Source organism: Myxococcus sp. AB025B, assembly GCF_006518215.1.
Lineage (GTDB): Bacteria > Myxococcota > Myxococcia > Myxococcales > Myxococcaceae > Myxococcus > Myxococcus fulvus.
In genome coordinates, this window is sequence record NZ_SRLW01000098.1 from 1 (window position 1) to 20,038 (window position 20,038).

A 20,038-nucleotide genomic window follows, 5' to 3' on the forward strand; every position below is an offset into this window, starting at 1 on the left:
GGGCCACTTCGCCGCCCGGGGGGTGTGGGGACAAGCGGGGCTGAGAGGCCGCTTCAGCGGGGCTCATCGACGGCGCTGCCGGTGGGCGTGCGGATGGTTAGAGGGAGGGCATGGCCCGAAACGAGAACGTCAACGCGTTGTTGCCGGTCGAGGTCGAGTTCCAGAAGGAGAAGGCGTCCGCGCTCAGGCGCACCGGCGAGAAGCTGGAGAAGGCGCTCGCGGCGCTGGCCCTCGCGGAGCGGGAGCTGCTGAGTTCCCAGGGGACGGCGCGTGCGGCGCGCCATGCGCGCTACCGGGAGGTCCGCAAGGAGGCGGAGGTCCAGCGGTGGAACCTCATGGTGCAGCGCGAGGCGTGCGGGATCCGGAACAACCGGGAGCTGGACCTGATGTACCCGATGCCGCCGCTGGTTCGCGAATGACTCGGGCGGCTCAGGGCGTGGAGCGCCAGGCGGCGACGGCGAGCAGGGCCCAGCCGGCGAGGAAGCCCAGGCCGCCCAGGGGGGTGATGGCGCCCAGGGCACGCACGCCGGAGAGCGCGAGCGCGTAGAGGCTTCCGGAGAACAGGAGGATGCCCACGAGCATGGCCCAGCCCGCACCATTGAGCAGGGGCGCGGGGCGCAGGGTGCCCAGCAGGCCGACGGCGACGAGGCCGAGCGCGTGGTACATGTGGTAGCGCGCGCCGGTCTCGAAGATGACGAGCAGGTCCGGGGAGAGCCGGGACTTGAGGCCATGGGCCCCGAAAGCTCCCGCCGCCACGGACAGGAACGCGTTCACAGCACCCAGGACGAGCCACCACCGCATCATCGTGCGCCTTTCATCGAGAGTCCGACTGGTGCACGCTACACCGGCAGTTGATGGAGCGTCCCGGCCGACGTGAACTCCGGGCCGCTCATACTCCGCATGACATCCCCCAATTTCGTTCCTTCCTCCAAGCCTCTCCCCTTCGAGCTGCGTCCGTCGTCCATCCAGGGCACGGGCGCCTTCGCCACGCGTCGCATCCGCAAGGATGAGCGCCTCATCGAGTACGTCGGTGAGCGCATCAACCAGGCGGAGGCCGACCGCCGCTACGACGACGAGGCGATGGGCCGTCACCACACCTTCCTGTTCAACCTGGACAGCAAGACGGTGCTCGACGCCGGCACGCTCCACAACGAGTCGCGCTACATCAACCACTCGTGTGATCCGAACTGCGAGGCGCTCATCGACAAGAAGCGCATCTACATCTTCGCCCTGCGCGACATCGCCGTGGGGGAGGAGCTGGTCTACGACTACGCCTACGAGCGCACCCCGGAGATGGATGCGGAGTCCGAGGCGCTGTACGTGTGCCGCTGTGGCTCGCCCAGGTGCCGGGGGACCATCCTCGCCCCGGCGAAGCCCGCTCCCGCGAAGAAGAAGGCGAAGTCCGCGAAGAAGAAGTCTGGTGCGAAGAAGGGGACGAAGTCCGCGTCCAAGTCGCGCTCGGCGAAGAAGCCCGTGAAGGGCAAGACGTCGAAGGCCGCGAAGTCGACGAAGGGCAAGAAGTCCGCGGGTGGTCGCAAGCGCCTGGCGGGGTGAGGTGTCGGTTTGGAGGCCCGGTGTGACTGCCGGGCCTCAATCGTCGCTTGGACCTGTCTGCGTCTGAAAAGATGCAGTCATAAGGCTACAGTCCGCACACGGTCGCGCCGACAAATTCACCGATGCTCCCAGGCGTCCAAGGCAGCCAGCGACTTGATTCATCATCTGAAGAATCGAGCAACTTGCCGTCTTCATAGTAGGCGACACTGATACGGCGTGTTGCCCGTTCAGTACAATTGTGTTCCTGGAGTGACTTGTAGTTGTTGTATCGGCCTAGGCTGTGGCTTTCCCATCCGTGATACGACCACCACACCCATGCCCTTCGATGCGTCGGAGTGATCTTGCGAAAAGAGGTTTTGTCGATGTAGATGGAGAACTCCGCTTCCTTGCTTAGGAACAGCCAACGGCTATCAGACAGTCTGTTGGAAGCGTCGATGAGGCTGATTTCTCCCTTGAAGAATCCAATTTTATAGCTGCCCGTTGTCTTGGGTCTTGTTGTGGAGATGAGGAAGCCGAAAATGCCTGAGCTGCGAGGGCGAACGATCAACCGGGTGATGTAAGCTCCCGAGCCATCCGCGTGGCCTATGTTTTCGGGCGTACCATCGGGCTTCGATACGACCGCCATGATTGATGGACTGAAGGAATCGCTTATTGCAATGACGGTGTAGATGTCTCCCTTTTTGCCTTCCGCTGAGAATAGATCGGCCAATCTTCCCGACGAGAGCGACGTGTCATTGTCGTCGAGTTCTCCGTGTTGCGATTGGTTGAGATGGAGCGAGGGGCGAGTGAGGAGTAGTCTGTTGAAGTCAGGTTTTTGTGGCGCCACCGGTTGTGCTGTCTCTGCGTCATTTGAGGCTGGCGCGGCTCCAGAGGGCTGGCTCGATGGTTTTGACCCGGTGAAGGTGATACGGCCGGGCGGGCTCCCTACCAACGCTCTTACGTCTCTGATGGGAACCGCGAAGTTTAGGTTTTGTCCATCGCGGAGCACGGCAACGCTGACGCCGACGACTTCGCCCTCATGATTGAGGACAGGCCCTCCACTTGAACCCTGGGATATCGGTGCCGTAATTTGAATCCAGCGCTTGCCTTCGTACCCTCGAAGTGCGCTGACGATGCCTGTCGAGACGGTGTTGGATAGGCCTTGAGGAGCCCCGATAACGAAGATGCTCTCCCCCACAGGCGGCTGGTTTTCCGCGAGGCGAAGTGTTGTCGGCGGGCTGGGCATTGCTGGAAGTACCGCAAGGTCGACGTGCGCACTGAGGCTTTCGGCGTAGTCAGTAACACCTAAGAGCTGCTCCTCCGCGTCGTAGATTTCGACGCGCGCCGCATGCTCGACGACGTGTGCATTGGTAACGACCCTGCCACCTTCGACAAGAAACCCGCTACCCAAACCAAGAGGGGCTCCTTGTGCGTCGTAGGTCTTGATGGTGACGACGCCAGGGGCGACGAGCTTTATGGTTTGAGGGAGCCCTGTGCTCGCTGGACCAGCGGGGGCTGATTCAGTTGGAGCAGGTGCAACCGCTTCCGAAGTCGATGGAGTCGACATTCCGGCGCACACAAGCAATATGAGTATGGAGACCATGCCCACCCCTTGGGAACGATGGTTGTTGAATGGTTGCAGGTCTGGTGGATTTGTTCAAGGTGTCGGCTCCTGTTGAGGGCCAAGAGGGGGACTGGGACAAAGTCGACTCAGGTCCAGAATGAGGCGGACTTACGCTGCGCTTGAGATTGATGAGCGCGCCGATGCTTTTTCAGATGGCCGCACTTTGATGAACGTGCACGCAGGCGCGGTGGTCAGTTGCCTGCAGCTAGTGCGACCTCTGCCCACGCTCCTTTGGGGCAACTTGAATGGGGCCTGAATCGAGAGTGACGTACGATGTCCCCCGTGAATACCATCCTGAAGCTCCTGCTCGCCGAGTCGCCCGAGCCTGTCGCGCTCGAGTCCATCGAGGCGTGGTGGCGCCAGCACGTGGCGCTGGTGTCTCCCTATCCGGAGCCCGCGGACCTGGCGCTCGCGGGGGGCTTTCGCGCGGACCGGCTCGGCTACGCGTTCTGCTCCGGGTACCACGCGGCTCTCTGGCGCCTGGTCCCCACGCTCCCTCCGGACAAGCGCGTCGCGCTCTGCGCCACCGAGGCCATGGGCGGCCATCCCAGCCACATCCATACGCGCGTCCGGGTCGACTCTTCCGGGTCGTCGCTCAACGGGGAGAAGGCCTTCGTCACGCTGGGCACGCACGCGGAGGTGCTGCTCATCGTCGCCTCCGAGGGACGCGACGAGCTCGACTACAACCGGCTGCGCGTGGTGAGGGTCGATGCACAGCGCAAGGGCATCCAGGTCCTTGCGCTGCCCGAGCTCCCGTTCGTGCCCGAGGTGCCGCATGCCGAGCTGCGACTCGACAACGTCGAGGTGTTCGACGGCGAGGTGCTCGCGGGCGATGGCTACACGCGCTACCTGAAGCCGTTCCGCACCGTGGAGGACTGCCACGTCCACCTCGCGCTCCTCGGCTGGCTCATCCAACTGGGGCGACGCTGCGGCTGGCCCGAGGACGTGCGCGAGGAGCTGCTGGCGCTCGCGGTGATGATGCGTGACCTGGCCACCGCCGACCCGGCGGCACCCACGACCCACGTGGCGCTCGGTGGCGCACTCGCCCTGGTGAAGCGAACGCTCACGTCCATCGAGCCCCTGTGGGCCCTGGTCGATGCGCCGACCCGCGAGCGCTGGGAGCGTGACCGGCGTCTGCTCGGCGTCGCGGGGAAGGTCCGCGCCAAGCGCCTGGAGGCCGCTCGCGTGAAGCTCGCCGGTGGTGCGCCGACATCCGACGCCTGACGACCCGGCGCTCGAAATAGAAAGACCCTCGGAGCTTCCCTGCCGCCGCAAGGTCGCTCCGAGGGCCCCTCTACCGAGCAAGATCCCCCGCTCGCGTCACGACTCAATTCAAGCTCACAGCATGCTGGCGATGTCCTTCACCGGCTGCGGCGCGGCCTCCGTGTTGGCCAGCGCGCCCGCCGCGCCACCCAGGATGAGCGAGGCCGGGTTGATGCGGCCCGTGGTGACAGCCCCGAGCACACCCTCGGCCGCGCCCTTCACCGTGTTGAAGGCGCCCTTGGCCGCGCCCTCGAACACGCCCTTCACGCCACCCTCCGAGTTGCCGATGCCCGTCAGCACGTTGCTCACTCCCGGCAGGAACCACAGGTGCTTGCCCGCCTCACCCGCGGCCCACTGGAAGTTGTCCTTGTTGCTGCCGTCCGCCTTGACGTGCGTGTCCTTCGTCTCCGGCAGCTTCTGCTCGCCCAGGAACGAGTAACCCTTCTCCGCGAAGTCCTTCACCATCCCGGCCTCGGTGCCGTGGCGCGCATCACCGTCCTTGGTGATGCCCTCGATGTTGCCGTCGCCCTTGCCGTTCTTCACCTTGTTGTCCCGGTCCCCACCGTTGGCCGCCTTCGCGCTGTCGATGAACTCCAGCACCTTGGCCAGGCGGAACACCGCGTCCGGGTTCTGCTTCGCGTCCTTCAGGTCGAGCTTCGGGTCGATGCCCGTCTGCTTGCAGAGCAGGTCGAACTTGATGTCCTTCTGACGGCCCAGGTTCTTCAGCGCCGGCGAGTCATCGACGATCTGCGCCGCCGAGCGCTTGTCACCGGCCGGGCGCTTGTCATTGGCGCTCGGGATGCCCGAGGACTCCGGCTCGGCCTTCTGCGTGGCGCGGGGCGTGGTCTCACGGGCCGGAATCATGTCCCGCAGCTGCGGGGGCAGCCCGCGCGGCGCCGGGTTGGCGGTCTCGTGGGGGAGCGTCGGAGAGAGGTTCTGGGCCTCCGGGGGCATCCCGCGAGGCCCGAACTCGGCCGGCCCCGGCAGCGACGGCACCCGCAGGCCCTCCAGCATGTTCGGCGTCATCATCGGCGGCGCCATGGGGAGACCAAGCTCCGGCGGGAGCGCGTCCAGCGAAGGCATACCCCTCTGCATCGGCACGTTCATGGGCGCCAGGGTGTCCATCGCCGGCAGGCCCTGCTGCATCGGCGAGAAGCCGCCCATCGCGGGCAGTCCCTGCTGCATCGGCGCCAGGGTGTCCATCGCGGGCAGGCCCTGCTGCATCGGCGAGAAGCCGCCCATCGCGGGCAGGCCCTGCTGCATCGGCGAGAAGCCGTCCATCGCGGGCAGTCCCTGCTGCATCGGCGCCAGGGTGTCCATCGCGGGCAGTCCGCCGGCCATCATGGGGGAGAGCTGCGCCGCCCCGGGCAGTCCGCCGGCCATCATGGGGGAGAGCTGCGCCGCCCCGGGGAGTCCGCCAGCCATCATGGGCGAGAGCGACTGCATCCCGGGCAGTCCGCCGGCCATCATGGGCGAGAGCGCCTGCATCGCGGGCAGCGCCGCACCCGACACGTTCGCGAGCGTCTCCATCGCGGGCGCGGCGACCCCTGAGATGTTCGACAGCGCATCCATCGCCCGGGTGCCCCGGCCGCCAAAGGGGTTCTTGCCCTCGAACCCGTCCGTCGGCCGCTGCGACTGTCCGGGCGAGTTGGTGGGGTTGCGGAACTTCGGGTCCGACGCCCCGGGCGAGTTCGTGGGGTTGCGGAACTTCGGGTCCGACGCCCCGGGCGAGTTCGTGGGGTTGCGGAACTTCGTGTCCTGCGGCGTGGGGGCCGGGGTGGGCGTCTTCTTCGGCGGGGTGATCGAGTCGGCCGGGTTCTTGTTCAGCTTCGGGGAGGAGAACGACGGGACCTTGAGCTTGACCATGAGAGCACCTGTTTCAGGACAGCGATGGGGGACCGCTGCGGCGAGGAGTTCGTCGTCTCGCCCGTGCTCTCCCTCATTGCAGCGCGGATGCCAGCCCTTCCGGCCTCGCAACCCCGCGACTTCACTGAAGCGATGCCTCCCACTCGGCCCCCCAGCCGATGACTGCAGACATCAGGGGACTGGCTCCAGTCATCATCACGCGGTGATCCGCGGGACACCTGGACCCCTGGAAACACGAAGGGCCGTGTTCCCCATCGAAGAACACGGCCCAGGTGCCAGGCTCGGCGCGTGGCCGGTGCTTCAGTACCGCCCGCCGCCCACCGCGGAGACGATGGCGGAGAGGATGCGGTTCTCGACGCCCCAGACGGCCTTGTTCAGGCCCTTGATGCCCGCGCCGCGCAGGTAGTCCGTGAAGTCGTGCAGCGCCGTGGAGCGCTGCAGGCCCGCGCCGTCCGCCGCGAACAGCAGCGGGGTGCCCGGAGCGCCCGTCAGGCCCAGGTCCGGACACGCCTCGGACAGCTTCTGCGGATCAATCCCCGTGGCCGCCGACAGCATCGCCACCGTGAACTTGTGCACGGGCAGCTCGCGCGCGTTCGGCACCTTCTTCAGCACCTTCTCGCGGTCCTTCGGATCCGTCGCGAGCTGCTCCAGCGTCACCTTCGACATCGCGATGATCTGCTCGTTCGTGACCTTCTTGCCGTCCAGGATGGCGCGGCCGAGCAGCGACGCGGGCGTGTCACCCTTGATGGTGACGTCCGCGCCCGGCATGGTCTGCATCCGGTCCCAGATGGCCTTCACGGCCTTGCCCACCTCGGTGTCCGGCCCGCCACGCCACGCGCCCGGCGTGGGCTGCGCGGCCTGGGCCTGCGCCGGCGCCACCAGCTTCGTCTCGAAGGAGCTCAGCTGCGTGTGCCCCACCGCGTTGGCCCGCGCGGGAGCGGCCGTCGGACGCGCCTCCGCCTGCGGCTGGAGCGACGTGGAGGGGTTCGAGGTGACGGCGCGGGGACGGCTGCGGATGGGGTCCATGCCTGGGGGAGTCTCCGGAGTTCGACGATTGGGAGGTTATCGCAGGAGTCCGGTAAAGGTTTCCGCCCAGCGAAACTTCACCCGGACGCCATGTGTGACGCAGAGCGTCGAGATGTCGTGGGTCCCCGGACACACCGGGCAGGTCGGCTCGCGCATTCCGCACGACAACCGGCGCGTGAAGCCGTATTCGGGGCGGCATGAAGCGATTCCCCAGCCAGTTCGCAGACCTGCTCACCCCCAAGGGCCGCCGCATCCTGGAGGGCAAGGACAAGGCGGTGGCGGGCGCGCTGCTGGACCCCGCGCGGCGCTTCGTGGCGCTGCAGGGCGTGGTGGACGTGGCGAAGGCCACCGCGTGCCGCGACGCGCTCGACGCGGCGCTGCGCGACCTGGTGGTGCCCATGGAGGACCCCATCCCCGTGGACTCCATCTCCGGGATGACGATGAACTACATGGAGCTGCTGCCCAAGACGGTGCGGGTGCGCACCGCGCTCCTGGAGAACCGGCGCTCGCGCTCCTGGAAGGCGGCGGAGGCGGTGGGGCTGACGGGGATGCTGCGCTCGGACACGTTCGCGGGCTTCGCCGCCGCCGTCAGTGGCCGCGTGCTGCGCCGCAACTGGGGCATCCAGGTGCTGTGCTACGGCCCCGGGGACTACTCCGGGCCGCACAATGACCACCACCCCGAGGAGGCCGAGGCCCGCGACGGCTACGTGGACATGCACCTGAGCCTCACCATGCCCGGGGTGGAGCACCAGTACCTGGTCTACGAGAGGGACCATCACCTGTCGGAGATGGCGAAGGTGAGCACCGTGGGAGGGCTGACCGTGTACCGGCTGCCCTTCTGGCACTACACGACGCCGGTGGTGGCGCGGCGCGGCGCGGAAGGGGAGGCGCGGCGCTGGGTGCTGCTGGGCACGTTCCTGGACGCGGCGCCCAAGGCCCGGCCGGCCTCCGTGGTGGTTCCCCCGGGACAGCCCGGGGGCCGCTCCCCCGTCCGGGTGGCGTGATTCGGACGTGGCGCGACGCCCGCCAGGGGTTAGCTTCGGGCCGACATGAGCCCGACCGATACCGATGCCCTGGCCAATGACTTGCTCGCGTACATCGACGCCTCGCCGACGCCGTACCACGCGGTGCGCGAGACGGCCCGCCGCCTGGAGAAGGCCGGCTATCGCGCGCTGGACGAGCGCGAGTCCTGGACGCTGAAGCCGGGCGAGCGCGTCTACGTCACCCGCGGCGACACCAGCATCGCCGCCTTCCAGCTGGGCACGGCGCCGGTGGACCGCTCGGGCTTCCGGCTGGTCGGCTCGCACACGGACTCGCCCAACCTGCGGCTCAAGCCGAACGCGCAGGTGTCGAAGAACGGCTACCAGCAGCTCGGCGTCGAAGTCTACGGCGGCGTCCTGCTGCACACGTGGACGGACCGCGACTTGTCGCTCGCCGGCCGCGTCGTGGTGATGGAGGGCGGCAAGCCCAAGGGCCACCTGGTGGACCTCCGCCGGCCGCTCTTGCGCGTGCCCAACCTGGCCATCCACCTCAACCGCACCGTCAACTCGGATGGCCTGAAGCTCAACGCCCAGGAGCACATGGTGCCGGTGCTGGGGCTGGAGAGCGGCGGCGCGGTGGACCTGCGCGGGCTGCTCGTGCAGGAGCTGGCGAAGGGTGGGGTGAAGGCCGAGCCCGCGGACATCCTCGGCTACGACTTGTGCCTCTATGATTTGCAGCCGTCCACGCGCTCGGGCGCGCACGACGAGTTCCTCCATGCCGCGCGCCTGGACAACCTCGCCAGCTGCCACTCGAGCCTGACGGCGCTGTTGACGGGCCCGGCGTCGCGCGAGGCCACCAGCGGCGTCATCCTGTTCGACCACGAGGAGGTGGGCAGCCGCAGCGCGCAGGGCGCCGCGTCTCCCTTCCTGCGCACGCTGCTGGAGCGCATCACCCTGGCGCACTCGGACGGGAAGCCCGATGCGTTCCACCGCGCCATCGCCCAGTCCTTCCTGGTCAGCGCGGACATGGCGCACGCGGTGCACCCCAACTACGCCTCGCTGCACGAGCCCAAGCACCAGCCGCAGATGGGCCTGGGCCCGGTCATCAAGTCCAACGTGAACCAGTCGTACGCGACGGATGGCGAGTCGTGGGCGCACTTCGCCGCGCTGTGCCGCGAGGCGGGCGTGACGGCGCAGCACTTCGTGACGCGCACGGACCTGGGCTGCGGCAGCACGATTGGACCCATCACCGCCGGGCAGCTCGGCATCCGCACCGTGGACGTGGGCAATCCCATGCTGTCCATGCACTCCATCCGGGAGATGGCGTGCGCCAGCGACGTGGCGGCGATGGTGGCCGTGTTGCGCCGGTTCTTCGCGTGACGGAGCATGCCCACCAGCGGCGGTCCCGGAAGGTGATAGACCTGACCTCGTGACCTGGCCGCGCGCACGAGGTCCCTGGTGGAGACAAGCGCCCTGGACGCGGGTCCTCTCGCGCTCCGGGGCCGCGCTCGGCCTGACGTCGCCGGGGGCCCGCCCGGCACGCACCCGACGCACCCTGGCCCGTGTCTTCCGCTGGCTCAACGTCCCGCGCACCGTGCTGTACGTGGGGCAGCCCGGCTCCTACCGCTGCATCGTCAGCCAGGACACGGAGGGCCGGCGCTACCTCCAGTTCGGCTGGGACAGCGCCTACCAGAGCGTCACGGGGCAGGGCTTCCCGCTGCAGCTGGAGCTCGAGTACACGCAAGGCATGGTGGCCGGCGTGGCCTTCGTGGCCCAGCCCCGGCGCATCCTCATGGTGGGCGTGGGCGCGGGCTCGCTGCCGATGTTCCTGCGCGCGGCGCTGCCCCAGGTCCACATCGACGCGGTGGACTGTGACGCGGAGGTGCTCGACGTGGCCCGGCGATTCTTCGGGCTGCGCGAGGACGCCCAGCTGCGGCTGCACCTGGAGGAGGGGCGGCGGTTCATCGAGACACCCGGGCCCGCGTATGACGTCATCCTCCTGGATGCCTTCGGCCCCCGGGGTGTGCCTCGCTCGCTGGCGACGTGGGAGTTCCTCCGGGCCGTGCGCGCGCGGCTGACGCCCGACGGCGCGGTGGTGAGCAACGTGCACCGCTCGCCCAATCCGCTCTATCCCGCCATGCTCCAGACGTGGCGCGCGAGCTTCGAGCAGCTGCATGCCTTCGATGCGCGCACCACGGCGAACCGTGTGTTCGTGGGGCTGACCACCTCGCGCAAGGTCTCGCGTGGCGCGCTGAAGGCTCGCGCGGGACCTCTGGCGCGGGCGGCGCGCTTCAACCTGCGCGGGCTGATGACTCGCAGGCTCGAGGACCGCGAGGTCCGTCGCACCGCGGAGCAGGGGCTTGCGTGGCCGCTGACGGCGGGCATCCTGCGCGACTCGGACGAGTAGACGGCCGGGCCCGTTCGTGGATAGGCCCGAGGCCCGCGAGTGCGGACTCAGGCCTCGTGTCGCGAGACCGGGTTGGCGGCCCTCCGTGCGCGGTCGCGAGCCGGAGCCGGCGCTCCTCCGTCAGCGGGAGCGAGTCGTCCACGGTGTCGCGTTCAATCGAGCGCCTGAGGTCCGCGGGCGAGGACACGTCGTGTCTCGCGGATGACGAGCCGCCTGAAGTGAAACATTGCAGCCGCTCGCCTCTGTGAGACGTCGCGGGTCGGGAACGACACCTCAGGGTCCAGATTGGCCGTCTGGACAGTGCTCGGACAGTTGGCTGAGTCTCTCGCCGCCGTTCGTCGCAGTGCCGTCTCAACCCCCCTCACAACTGGAGTGGTCCATGCGAGTCCACGGAGTGTCGGCAGCGCTGATGATGAGTCTCTTCACGGTGGGCTGCGGTGGCGTCGAAGCAGAGGCACCGGCGGACGTGGCCGCGGAGAGCCAGCAGCAGGCCCTCTATGACGGCTGCGCCCCCGGCGACACCGGCTATCCCGTCTGGGAGTGCCTGTCGCTCGACGAGTGTGGTGGCCGCTGGGGCAACCAGATGCGCTACTACTGCTACACGCCGGGCGGAGGCATGTACCTGGGCAGCGTCATCGCCTCGAACTGCGCCGAGTGTTACTGACACGGCTCCCAGGAGCCCGGGCATCCGCGTGACGCGGGTGCCCGCTCCAGGCTCACGACAGCGTGCGCGTCAGCCGCTGCTCGCGGGCCTCGCTCAACGTGGTGACATCCAGCAGCGCCGCCACCTTCTCCTGCGCGGAGAGGGGCTCGGCATCGTCACCCAGCAGCTTGCGCCGCGCGGACTCCAGCGCCGCGGGCGTCGTCGTCTCCGCGAGCCCCGGCTGCGACTCCAGCAGCGCCAGGTGCAGCGCGTGCGTCTTCGCGTCCGTGAGCACCCGCTCGATGGCGTCCGGCACCGGCTCCACCCCATGCTCCTCGGTGATGGCCTGCGCGCGCTCCACCACCTCGGGCGGCTCGGTCTCCTCGGGCATCAGGAACAGCCCCCGCCGCGCCGCCCACAGCCCCAGCGACGCGCGCGCCGTCAGCACCGTGAGGGGCACCGCGAGCAGCAGCCCCACCACCACCGGCATCAGCCACGCCACCAGCGCCGTGGACACCAGCGCCGCCACCGCCACCATCGCCACGCCCACCGCCATGTGCGCCACGTGCCGCCGCGCCGCCTCGGACCAGGGCAGGTCCGCGTCCTCGCGCTGCTGGCTGGACCAGTTCACCCGGTAGCCCAGCAGCGTGCCGAACACGAAGTGCGACTGGAACAGCATCATCACCGGCGCGAGCAGCGACGCGAGCACGCTCTCCGCGAGCACACTGAGGATGAGCTTCCACCTGCCGCCCATCCGCGCCGCCTCTCCCTTCTTGAAGAGCGCCAGCGTCAGCCCCAGGAGCTTGGGCGCGAACAGCATCCCCATCGACACCGCGAACAGGCGCAGCGCGCCCGGCGCGTCGAACGCGAGCGCGGGGGACTGCAGCGTGGACACGTCCAGGAGGAAGCGGTCATGCAGCGCGGCCACCAGGCCCGACACCAGGAACAACAGCCACAGGGGCGAGGCCGCGTACGACATCACGCCCATCAGGAAGTGGCCCCGGCTGAGCGGATGCCAGCCCCCCGCCATCACCAGGCTCAGGTGCTGCAGGTTGCCCTGGCACCAGCGCCGGTCCCGCTGCGCGTACGCCAGCAGGTTCGGCGGGGGCTGCTCGTAGCTGCCGCCCAGTTCCGGCACCAGCCACACCGTGTAGCCCGCGCGCCGCATGAGCGCCGCCTCGACGAAGTCGTGACTGAGGATGTGGCCGCCGAAGGGCTGCTTGCCCGGGAGCACCGGCAGGCCGCAGTGGTTGATGAACGCCTCCGTGCGGATGATGGCGTTGTGGCCCCAGTAGTTGGACTCGCCCAGCTGCCACGCCGCCGCGCCCGCCGCCACGACGGGGCCGTACACGCGGCCGGCGAACTGCTGCAGCCGGGCGAACAGCGTGGTGCGGCCCACGTTCAGGGGAGGCGCCTGGAGGATGCCCGCGCGTGGGTTGAGCTCCATCAGCCGCGCCATCTTCACCAGCGTGCGGCCCTCCATCAGGCTGTCGGCGTCCAGCACCACCGTGAAGTCGTAGCGGCGCCCCCACCGCTCACAGAAGTCACCCAGGTTGCCGGCCTTCTTGCCCGTGTTGTCCGTGCGCCGCCGGTAGAAGATGCGGCCCTGTCCGCCCACCCGGCGGCACAGGTCGGACCACGCCAGCTCCTCGGCCACCCACGCCTCGGCGCGCGTGGAGTCGCTCAGCACGTAGAAGTCGAACGCGTCCAGGTGCCCCGTCGCGGCCACCGACTCGTACGTGGCCTGCACGTTGGCGAAGACCGCCGCGGGGTCCTCGTTGTGGATGGGCATCACCACCGAGGTGCGTGATTCCAGCGGCTGCGACTCCTCCTCCGGCGTGGGGTAGCGCAGCCCGGGCATCCGCGAGGCGAAGGCCAGCTGGAGGAAGCCCGCCACCGCCGTGAAGAACGACAGCGCAATCCAGCCGAAGCACAGCGCGAAGAGCCCCACCAGCACCCCTTCCGGCACCGACGTCCCTTGAGCGCTCAACAGGCGGTGCATCTCCCACGTCCCCACCCCGGTGGTGACGGCCGCCAGTCCCAGCACTCCGGCGCGCCGGTAGCCGGCGCTCTCGGGCGAAAACGAGTGGGCTTGCATCGCGAGGCTCCCCAGGCCCACCTCAGGGCGAGGTGGACATGCCCGCCGTGGCGCCGCGCCACCAGCGGCGCAGCAGCTCCCCGAGGGGGTTGAGCACCAACTGCTGCTCGGGCATCACCGCGCTGACCTGCGCGGGCGCCGGCACAGGCACCGCCGCGCGCACCGCCCGGACGAAGTCCTCCGGCGCCGCGGGACGGGTGAGCAGCCGCGCGCCCCGGCTCGCGCCGTCGCACAGCATGAACGCCGCCCGGCCCCGCGACAGCAGCCCCGGACCCGAGTGCTCCAGCCCCAGCACGCCCGACAGCCACGTCTCCATCCGGGCCCGGGCCAGCGCCACCGCCGCCTGGGGCTGGGCCCCGTGCGCGCCGAAGCCGTCCAGCACCCACGCCGCCAGCGTGGAGAGGTCCGCCTCGGCGGTGAAGCCGAAGCCCTTGAAGAAGGTGTCGAGCGCCGCGCGCGCGCGCGGGCCGGCCCACACGGTGGTCGGGACGGAAGGGCAGGTGGTCAGTGTCGTCACGGAATCCACAGGTAGCTCCAGGTCTCGGTGAGGGTCTCCGGGCCGCGCTTGAGGAACGCGCGCAGCTCGGTGGGGACGGGGGTGGTGGGGTGCAGCTCGAAGGTGGCGCGCCAGCCGCCGGTGGGCGTGTGGCGCGTGGCGATGGGGCGCAGGACCTTGCCCGAGGAGGCGCTGACGACCAGCTCCACCGGGACGTCGTCCTCCGCGAAGTCGGGCAGCGCCGCGAAGTCGATGATGAAGCGGCGCATGGGCCGCGCGTCCTTGAGCCGGGCGCCCTTCCAGGAGTCGCCCGCGTCCACGCGCGTGGCGACCACCGTGGAGCCCGTCACCGGCCAGGGCGAGCGCGCGCCCCAGTGCAGCTTGTACGCGACCTTCAGCGAGTCCCCGGGGCCCAGCGTCTTCTTCGGCACCCAGAAGGCGACGATGTTGTCGTTCGTCTCGTCCGGCGTCGGCAGCTCCACCAGCCGCACCACGCCCGGACCCCAGTCACCCACGGGCTCCACCCACGCGGAGGGCCGGCGCTCGTAGTGCGCCTCCAGGTCCTCGTAGTGGGCGAACGTGGTGTCGCGCTGCAGGACGCCGAAGGCGCGCGGGCTCTCCACCTGGAAGCTGGAGACGTTGATGCGCTCGGGGTTCTGCAGGGGCCGCCAGAGCTGCTCGCCCGCGCGCGTCCAGACGAAGAGGCCGTCCGAGTCGTGCACCTCCGGGCGGAAGTCGTCGTAGTCGCCGCGGTCGTTCTCGCCGAACAGGTACATGCTCGTCAGCGGCGCCACGCCCAGCTCCGCCACGGCCTTGCGCGCGAAGACGGTGGCCTCCACCTCCATCACCGTGTTCGCCCCGGGGATGATGGTGAAGCGGTAGGCGCCCGTGACGCTGGGGCTGTCCATCAGCGCGTGCACCACCACGCGGTCCGCGCCGGGCGCGGGCTTCTCCAGCCACAGCTCCCTGAAGTCGGGGAACTCCTCGGGGCGCGACGTCGCGGTGTCGATGGCGAGCCCGCGCGCGGACAGGCCATACAGGCTGCCCCGGCCGAGCGCGCGGAAGTAGCTGGCGCCCTGGAACACCACCAGCTCGTCGAACACGTCCTCGCGGTTGAGCGGGTGCGACAGGCGCATGCCCGCGAAGCCATCCGCCTTCTTCAGCGGACCGGGCTTCACCAGCGGGCCGTAGGTGAACAGCTCCGGGGAGAAGGTGAGCGGCCGGGCCTTGCCCTCGGCCACCTCGTGCATCACCACCGGGAACTGGAACGAGCGGCCCGGGTGGAAGAACTGCGCCTGGAAGGGCAGCTTCGCGTCACGCCAGCGCGCCTTCTCCGGGCGGTAGCGGATGTCCCGGTAAGCGTCGTAGTCGAGCGACTTGTACGACTCCGGCAACGTCGACACCGGCGCCTCGTAGGGCCGCGCCGCCTTCCGCCGGGCCAGCTCCACCACCGTGTCCGCGGAGAACGCCGGGGCGCCGCGCGTCTGGGCCGCCAGGGCTGGAGTCGCCGCGCACGCCGTGCCCGCCGTGGCCACCATCGCCGCGCCCAGCCACCGCACGCACACCGCGCGCATCCCGCCCTGCCTGTTGCTGTCCGACGTCACGCCTGCTGCCTCCAGGAGACCGAGGGGGCGGGCGAGCCTCAGACTGCTTGGGGCTCACCCGGTTCCGCCGCTCCGAGAGGCCTCCTCGGTGCGGCGCGTCAGTCCTGGAGCAACCCGCGTACCAGCCCGCGTCAGAGGGCCTGGATGCTGGAAATTCTTCAGGAATCCCAAGGTCTTCCTCGGAGGGATTCGTTTGAGCTCAATGAAACTGGGGGCTTGTGATGGCCTTCCTGGACACCGGGTGGGGAGGCCCGGAGAGTCGCTGGGGAATTGAAGGACAGCCGGCGAGTGAGCCTGTCCGATTCTTCCACAGGTGGACAGTGACCCGGATCAGGCGCGGGCCAGTCGTTCCTGCACCAAGGACAGCAGCTCGCGTCCCGCGAAGGGCTTTTCGATGTGGGGACTGGTGACGGTTTCGAGGAAGGCGCGGGCCTGGGGGGTCACCGCACCGCCGGTGAGGAAGATGACGCGGCGGGCCTGCTCCGGATGGCGCTTCATGAGGGTGGAGTAGAAGTCCATCCCGCTCATGCCGGGCATCATCAAGTCGCAGAAGACGACGTCGTAGGACTCGCCGGCCTCGATGCGCTCCAGCGCGTCCTGTGCGCGTGTCGCCAGGGTGACATCGTGGTGGGGGCGCAGGGTGCGGCCCAGGGCGGTGCAGACCAGGGGCTCGTCGTCGACGACGAGCAGCCGGCCGCGCTTCTCCACGGGCGCGGCGGGCTCGGGCCGCGGCGCGGGCGGGGCGGGCTCGACGCGCGCGGGCTCCGCGGAGGGCAGCAGCACGCGGAAGGTGGAGCCCCGGCCGGGGGCGCTGCGGACCTGAATCTCGCCGCCGAGCGCCGTCACCAGGTTGTGGCAGATGGACAGGCCCAGGCCGGTGCCCACGCCGGGGGCCTTGGTGGTGAAGAACGGGTCGAACAGGCGCGGCAGGTGCTCGGTGGCGATGCCCACGCCCGTGTCCGTCACCTCCACCAGCACGCGGCCGCTCTCGCCCAGGCGCGCGCCCACGCGAATCTCGTGGCGGTCCGGCGCGCCCTCGGGGATGGCCTGCGCGGCGTTGACCAGCAGGTTGAGGAACACCTGGCCCAGCCGCGACTCGTTGGCGCGCACGGGGGGCACGTCCTCGAAGAGCTTCACCAGCCGCGCGCGGTGGCGGATCTCCGTGGTGGCCAGGTTCAGCGTGGACTCCAGCACCGCGCGCACGTCCACGACGGAGTCCTCCACCGAGTCCACCCGGCTGAAGGTCTTCAGGTCCCGGACGATGGTGCGCACCCGCTCGGCGCCCTGCTGCGCCTCGGAGAGCGCGGCCTGCGCGTCCGACAGCGCCTCCGACAACGACGCGTCCACGCCGGGGGAGGGCACGCGCGCGAGCTCCTCGCGCGCGAAGGCGAGGTTGGCGGTGAGGTACGCCAGCGGGTTGTTGATTTCGTGCGCCACGCCCGCGGCGAGCGTGCCCACCGACGCCATGCGCTCGGCGAGCATCAGCCGGGCCTGCATCTGGTGGCGCTCCGTCAAGTCATGCGCGACGGAGACGATGGAGTCCTCGCCGTCGAAGTGCAGCGGGAAGGTGGTGGACTCCACGTGGAGGATGCCGCCGTCGCGGCGCACCATGCGCCTTTCCTGCAACGCGTTGCGGCCGGTGCGCAGGGCCTCGTGCATGCGCGCGTCCGCGGAGGCGAAGTCCTCGGGGGGAATCATGTCGGAGATGTGCTTGCCGACCAGCTCCTTCACGTCCGAGTAGCCCAGCGCGCGCGCCACCTTGAGGTTGGCGTAGCGCACCCGCGCGTTGCGGTCGAACACGGCGACCAGGTCCGGCAGGCTCTGGATGAGCGTGCGGAAGCTCACCTCGGAGCGGCGCACCTCCTCCTCCGCCTGTTTTATCGGCGTGATGTCGGGGAAGAACGAGATGACGTGCGGCTCGCCCGCGTAGGGCACCAGGCCCATGAAGAGCAGCGTGTGGCGCACCTCGCCCGTGCGCGTGTGGTACTGGGCGTCCACGCCGCGCACCGAGCCGTGCCGGCGCAGCCGCTCCATCACCTGCGCGCGGTCGATGGGGCGCTCCCACAGGTGCAGGTCCACCGTCGTCTTGCCCAGCATCTCCTCGCGCGTGTAGCCGAAGGCGCGGAAGTAGGCGTCATTGGCGGCGACGACCTTGCCCTCGCCCAGCGTGGTGATGGAGGTGGGCACGGGGCTGACGGCGAGCATGGTGTCGCGCAGCTCGTCCCCGAAGGGCACGCCCATGCGGGACTCGCGCCGCGCGTACCTGCGCTCGGCCATGTCCAGCCGCACCCGCAGCTCCTCCAGGTCCGGGGGCCAGGCCAGCACCTCGTCGGCGCCGTCCTCCAGCGCCGGCTCCAGGGCCCGCAGCGCGCCGCGGCGTCCCACCAGCAGCACCACGGCGGACGCGCCGCCGGGCAGGCTGCGCAGGGCCCGCACGAGCGGCATGCGCGAGCCACTCTCGCGTGCATCCAGCACCACCAGTGGGCAGGGGCCGGCGCGCCATGCCGCTGGCACCTCCACGTCCCTGGAGACGTGGACCACCGTCATGCCCCGCTCTTCCAGCAGGGTTTCCAGTGGCGACAGGTCCGCCCCTCCCTGAGCGACTATCAGGACCCGCATGGGACTCCTCGCATTGCAAACGGCCATCGTTGCACGAGCCCTCCGGTTGTAAAAGTGCGCCGAGGGTCTAGTTTTCCAGGGCAACCAAAGCCTCACGCCCGGCGGGCTGTTAGACTGCGGGACGACGGGTGGATTCGAAGCACGGGGGGATGGTCATGGAACGGCGGGGCTCACAGGACGTGGTGACGGTGGGGCGCAGGGCGCAGGTGGCCGTCTGCGTGCCGCGGCGCAACTTCGAGGGGCTGTTCATGCACGCCCTGAAGCCCTCCGGGGCGTTCGCCCAGTCCCTCAAGGACATCGGCTACGACGAAGAGGACCTCCAGGAGTCCTATCCGCTCACCGTGTGGCGCGCCGCGCTAGGGGTGGCGCGGCGCTTCGTGTGCGCGGGACAGACGCCGGAGGAGGCGAACCGGGCCCTGGGGCTGTCCTACGTGGAGGGCTTCGCGCAGACGCTGGTGGGGCGCATCTTCGCCACGGCGGCGCCGCTGCTGGGCACGGAGCGGTGCCTGACGCGGCTGCCCACGTACCTGAAGGCGGGCCGCGAGGACATGCGCATGGAGCTTGCGCCCGTGCGCGAGCGCGAGTGGTGCGTGCGGGTGGTGGACGCGGACCCGCTGCCGGACTTCGTGGCGGGCGTGGTGGAGGGCGTGCTCCTGCGCACCCGGGTGACGGCGCGGGTGGAGGTGCTGGAGCGCGCCCCGGCGGGCTACGCGCTGCGGGTCTGGTGGGAGGAGCCGCGCGCGACTAGTTGAGGTAGCGCTTGGTCGCGGGCGCCACCACGAGGCTGGGGGTGCCCGGGCTGGACTTGGGCGAGGGGCGCGGCGACGTGGGCCGGACCTGGAGCCAGCGGCCGATGACGTCCAGCAGCCCGTCGAAGGCGTCGCGCAGGGCCCAGGCGCGGTCGTCGGAGTCCTGCAGGCCGGCGCAGCGTGACAGGCCGTCGCGCAGGGCGCGCTGGGCGCCGGGGAAGGCCTCGCACGTGGCGATGAGCTTCTCGGCGGTGCGTGCATAGAGCCGGTAGCAGCCGTCCACGTCGCCGCGGTTGTACGCGGGCGCGCCGGCGTTGATGGCGTGGCCGAGCGTGGTGGCGATGGACTCGAGCGCGTCGGTGTTGGCGCCTTCCAGGAGGCTCAGCGGGTGGCGTGGCACCTGGCGCACGCGGCCGGCGCGGCGGCGCGGCGTCTCCAGCGCGGACAGGGGCAGGCTTCCGGCGCCCTGCAGGAGCGGCAGCAGGTAGCGGGTGGGGATGACCAGGCCCAGCGAGCGGCCGTTGGCGAGCGCCGCGGTGGCCACGCCCACCACGCCGCCTCGCAGGTCGAGCACTGGACCGCCGGAGAAGTCGTCGGGGAGCGTGCGGGTGAGCTCCAGCAGGGTGAGCCAGTCGCCGAGCACCTGGACGGCCCGGACCTCCTGCGAGCGGACCTCCGGTGCGGGGCTGGCGGTGGCCCGCAGGACATAGACGGTGTCCCCCTCGCCGGGCAGGCAGACGGGAGACAGGTCGAGCGGCGGGGCGAGCTCGGGGACGGGCAGTCGCAGCACGGCCAGGTCGCGGCGGTCATCCATGGCGACGACCTGGACCACCTCCGTGCGCGTGCCGTCCGCCATCACCGCGTGAATCTCGCGGGCGCCGGCGACGGCGTGGAGGCTGGTGACGAGGTGTCCCTGTTCGGTCGCGACGAAGCCCGAGGCGGGGCGTCCATCGACTTCCAGCAACACCAGGGAGGACGAGGCGGAGAACAGCGCGTCACGGGGGGGGGATTTGTCGACGACTCCCTCGGCCATAAGGCCTCCTGCGTCGCGAGGCTGGGATGGGCACCGGGCCGGGTGCCGCCCTCGCGCGCTCGATTGTACCCCCGTTGTATCAAGCCGCTCGGCCTCC

17 protein-coding genes are annotated in these 20,038 nt (G+C 69.9%); 8 read left to right on the plus strand and 9 right to left on the minus strand.

Annotated elements, in window-relative coordinates; all coding sequences use genetic code 11:
• Positions 1-110 precede the first annotated feature (110 nt).
• Positions 111-419, plus strand: a complete 309-nt coding sequence (locus FL311_RS18090; protein WP_141326453.1) for a hypothetical protein — start codon at positions 111-113, stop codon at positions 417-419.
• Positions 420-429: 10 nt separating this feature from the next.
• Here FL311_RS18090 and FL311_RS18095 read toward each other — a convergent pair whose 3' ends face one another.
• On the minus strand, positions 430-804 hold the full coding sequence (locus FL311_RS18095; RefSeq protein WP_141326455.1) for a DUF423 domain-containing protein: 375 nt from the start codon (positions 802-804) through the stop codon (positions 430-432).
• A 96-nt stretch (positions 805-900) separates the two neighbouring features.
• Here FL311_RS18095 and FL311_RS18100 point away from each other — a divergent pair, with 96 nt between their 5' ends.
• Positions 901-1,554, plus strand: coding sequence for an SET domain-containing protein (locus FL311_RS18100; protein ID WP_141326457.1), 654 nt, complete (start codon positions 901-903; stop codon positions 1,552-1,554).
• Between the two features lie 85 nt (positions 1,555-1,639).
• Here FL311_RS18100 and FL311_RS18105 read toward each other — a convergent pair whose 3' ends face one another.
• Positions 1,640-3,136 (minus strand): S1C family serine protease, encoded by a 1,497-nt coding sequence (locus FL311_RS18105; protein ID WP_141326459.1) that lies wholly within the window; start codon positions 3,134-3,136, stop codon positions 1,640-1,642.
• 294 nt (positions 3,137-3,430) lie between these two features.
• Between FL311_RS18105 and FL311_RS18110 the strand changes: the two genes are divergently transcribed.
• A complete protein-coding gene (locus tag FL311_RS18110) occupies positions 3,431-4,381 on the plus strand; it encodes an acyl-CoA dehydrogenase family protein (protein ID WP_141326461.1) in 951 nt (316 codons plus the stop codon).
• Between the two features lie 114 nt (positions 4,382-4,495).
• On the opposite strand, the gene FL311_RS45140 is transcribed toward FL311_RS18110, so the two are convergent.
• Positions 4,496-6,286 (minus strand): hypothetical protein, encoded by a 1,791-nt coding sequence (locus tag FL311_RS45140; RefSeq protein ID WP_228556931.1) that lies wholly within the window; start codon positions 6,284-6,286, stop codon positions 4,496-4,498.
• A 300-nt stretch (positions 6,287-6,586) separates the two neighbouring features.
• On the minus strand, positions 6,587-7,312 hold the full coding sequence (locus FL311_RS18120; RefSeq protein ID WP_141326462.1) for a hypothetical protein: 726 nt from the start codon (positions 7,310-7,312) through the stop codon (positions 6,587-6,589).
• Between the two features lie 197 nt (positions 7,313-7,509).
• Between FL311_RS18120 and FL311_RS18125 the strand changes: the two genes are divergently transcribed.
• From FL311_RS18125 to FL311_RS18140, 4 genes are all read left to right on the plus strand, one after another.
• Positions 7,510-8,316, plus strand: coding sequence for a hypothetical protein (locus tag FL311_RS18125; protein WP_141326464.1), 807 nt, complete (start codon positions 7,510-7,512; stop codon positions 8,314-8,316).
• Positions 8,317-8,361: 45 nt separating this feature from the next.
• A complete protein-coding gene (locus FL311_RS18130) occupies positions 8,362-9,672 on the plus strand; it encodes a M18 family aminopeptidase (protein ID WP_141326466.1) in 1,311 nt (436 codons plus the stop codon).
• 49 nt (positions 9,673-9,721) lie between these two features.
• On the plus strand, positions 9,722-10,699 hold the full coding sequence (locus FL311_RS18135) for a spermidine synthase (RefSeq protein ID WP_141326468.1): 978 nt from the start codon (positions 9,722-9,724) through the stop codon (positions 10,697-10,699).
• A gap of 379 nt (positions 10,700-11,078) precedes the next feature.
• Entirely contained in the window at positions 11,079-11,363 is a 285-nt protein-coding gene (locus FL311_RS18140) for a hypothetical protein (protein ID WP_141326470.1), read from the plus strand.
• A 52-nt stretch (positions 11,364-11,415) separates the two neighbouring features.
• Here the strand turns inward: FL311_RS18140 and mdoH are convergent, their stop codons facing one another.
• The 4 genes from mdoH to FL311_RS18160 all read right to left on the minus strand — a co-directional run bounded on the left by mdoH (position 11,416) and on the right by FL311_RS18160 (position 18,087).
• The gene (mdoH, locus tag FL311_RS18145; protein ID WP_141326472.1) at positions 11,416-13,440 is read right to left on the minus strand and encodes a glucans biosynthesis glucosyltransferase MdoH; all 2,025 of its coding nucleotides are present in this window, start codon (positions 13,438-13,440) and stop codon (positions 11,416-11,418) included.
• 22 nt (positions 13,441-13,462) lie between these two features.
• Positions 13,463-13,957, minus strand: coding sequence for a hypothetical protein (locus FL311_RS18150; RefSeq protein WP_228556932.1), 495 nt, complete (start codon positions 13,955-13,957; stop codon positions 13,463-13,465).
• Positions 13,954-15,510 (minus strand): glucan biosynthesis protein, encoded by a 1,557-nt coding sequence (locus FL311_RS18155; protein WP_141326495.1) that lies wholly within the window; start codon positions 15,508-15,510, stop codon positions 13,954-13,956. The genes FL311_RS18150 and FL311_RS18155 overlap by 4 nt, the downstream gene beginning before the upstream one ends.
• Positions 15,511-15,870: 360 nt before the next feature.
• Complete coding sequence (locus tag FL311_RS18160) at positions 15,871-18,087, minus strand: PAS domain S-box protein (protein ID WP_228556933.1); 2,217 nt, start codon at positions 18,085-18,087, stop codon at positions 15,871-15,873.
• A gap of 221 nt (positions 18,088-18,308) precedes the next feature.
• On the opposite strand from FL311_RS18160, the gene FL311_RS18165 reads away from it, so the two are divergent.
• On the plus strand, positions 18,309-18,911 hold the full coding sequence (locus FL311_RS18165) for a DUF2378 family protein (protein WP_228556934.1): 603 nt from the start codon (positions 18,309-18,311) through the stop codon (positions 18,909-18,911).
• On the opposite strand, the gene FL311_RS18170 is transcribed toward FL311_RS18165, so the two are convergent.
• On the minus strand, positions 18,904-19,941 hold the full coding sequence (locus FL311_RS18170) for a serine protease (protein ID WP_141326477.1): 1,038 nt from the start codon (positions 19,939-19,941) through the stop codon (positions 18,904-18,906). The two genes, FL311_RS18165 and FL311_RS18170, sit on opposite strands and share 8 nt — an antisense overlap.
• Between the last annotated feature and the right edge of the window lie 97 nt (positions 19,942-20,038).